The 1,910-nt window shown below is 35.1% G+C and carries 3 protein-coding genes; 2 read left to right on the forward strand and 1 reads right to left on the reverse strand.

The window, feature by feature from the left end:
• Nucleotides 1-567, forward strand: a 567-nt coding sequence (locus tag ABZ953_RS39295) for a pyroglutamyl-peptidase I (RefSeq protein ID WP_361734335.1), incomplete at its 5' end; no start/stop codon positions are given.
• 244 nt (nucleotides 568-811) lie between these two features.
• Nucleotides 812-1,363, forward strand: coding sequence for a recombinase family protein (locus ABZ953_RS39300; protein ID WP_361734339.1), 552 nt, complete (start codon nucleotides 812-814; stop codon nucleotides 1,361-1,363).
• A gap of 139 nt (nucleotides 1,364-1,502) precedes the next feature.
• Here the strand turns inward: ABZ953_RS39300 and ABZ953_RS39305 are convergent.
• A partial coding sequence (locus ABZ953_RS39305) for a hypothetical protein (protein ID WP_361734337.1) occupies nucleotides 1,503-1,910 on the reverse strand: 408 nt, incomplete at its 5' end.

The following is a 1,910-nucleotide window of genomic DNA, read 5'->3' on the forward strand; positions in this document are numbered from 1 at the left end:
GATGAAATTGCTGGGGCACAAATCGTTAAATTGGAAATTCCGACAAAGTTTAATGTTTCAGCCGATGTCGTTAAAGATGCTATTGCCAAAGAAAAGCCTGACTATGTGTTGAGCATTGGTCAGGCTGGTGGCCGGTTTGAACTCACGCCGGAGCGAGTTGCGATTAACTTGGATGACGGTCGGATTCAAGATAATGCCGGGTATCAGCCACTTAATCACACGATTCATGGCGATGGCGAGAATGCCTACTTTACCCAGTTACCAATTAAGGCCATGGCCAAAGCCATTCGGGAAGCTGGTGTTCCGTCAGCAGTCTCCAACACAGCAGGCACTTACGTCTGCAACCACATTTTTTATCAGGTACAGTATATGCGGGATAAGATGTTTCCCGATATTAAGGCCGGCTTCATGCATATTCCATTTTTGCCGGAACAGGTTGTCACTCGTCCGGAAACACCAGCGTTGTCATTGGATGATGATGTTTTAGGCATCACTGCCGCTATCAAGGCCATCGTGTCCCGTGACGGCAAAGGCGATATCGAAACGATTGAAGGCAAGGATCACTAAAAGCCTGTTTAGTGTTTTTGGACTATTATCAAATAAATAGACATAAAAAAGAAAAGCGTTCTAATCGTTTTTCATTTTTTATCAGATGTTCAGAAAATGGTCATTTTCTGAACACTCTTCTTTTCTTATTAAAATTCTCAAAATCATTTACATTTATTGTTCATTAACCCGTAATTTATTCTATGTTCATTTATATATATCTTTCTAAGTTATGATACAATAAATTAAAATGAAGGAGAAAAAAATGAATATCGGATATGCACGAGTTTCAACTGGACTTCAAAATTTGGATTTACAAAAAGATAGTCTAAAAAAATATAACTGTGAAAAAATATTTACTGACCATATGTCAGGAAGTAAAAGAGAAAGACCTGGATTAAAATCCGCCATCGAATTTTCTCGTCCTGGTGATACGATTGTTGTTTGGCGATTGGATCGACTAGGTAGAAATATGGAAGATCTCATTAATATTGTTAATTCTCTTAATAATAAAGGGGTAAGTTTTCATAGTCTACAAGAAAATATTACAATGGATAAATCAAGTTCGACTGGACAATTGATGTTTCATTTGTTTGCGGCTTTTGCGGAATTTGAGCGAAATCTTATTTTGGAGCGTTCTGCCGCTGGTAGAGAAGCCGCACGTGCAAGAGGACGACTTGGAGGAAGACCTGAGAAATTTTCAGAGAAAGACATAAAGCTTCTTAAAACCTTGGTAGAAAGTGGTACGCCGATTAAGTCGATTGCGGATTCTTGGGGAGTGTCAAGAACAACGATTTATAGATATATTAATAAATGAAAATTTTCTCAATCTCCTTATCCCTTACTAGAAGCCTAGTATTGATTAACCGTTCTTTTAATCGTTGTAAATATTTAAAAGCTCCTTTAGTTTCATAAAGGAGCTTTTATTATTAAATTAGAAGCTATTTTTTACTAAGTTATTTATTGGTTTTTACAACTATCATTCCAATTTTTTCATAAATCTTTTTATAATTATTTAGTACCATGAAGAAGCAAAATGTGATTACAAACACTAAAATACCTGGAAGTATATTATATCTTATGAGTAAATTAATTGAGCTACTCCCAAGTCCAATGTTTCCACAAATACTATAAGCTGTGAAAATCCCTGCAACCAAAGAAATTGGTAAGCGAAACTTAGGAAATAATAGATAGTTTCCTTTCTCCTCTAAACTTAATCTTTGATAGAAATATTGAGCAGAAAAATAGAAGAGAAAAGTAGTTAGTATAACAAATCCATCTAATATCAGCCAATGTGAATAGGTATCAAATCGGACAAAAAATGATTGATAATAAATTCCATCATTTTTATTATTGAAAATATT

The organism is Streptomyces sp. NPDC046465 (assembly GCF_040646035.1).
In the GTDB taxonomy this organism is placed as follows: Bacteria; Actinomycetota; Actinomycetes; order Streptomycetales; family Streptomycetaceae; genus Streptomyces.

Coding starts and splice junctions, on each gene's coding strand:
- ABZ953_RS39300 (WP_361734339.1), top strand. CDS start 812: ATGAATATCGGATATGCACGAGTTTCAACTGGACTTCAAAATTTGGAT.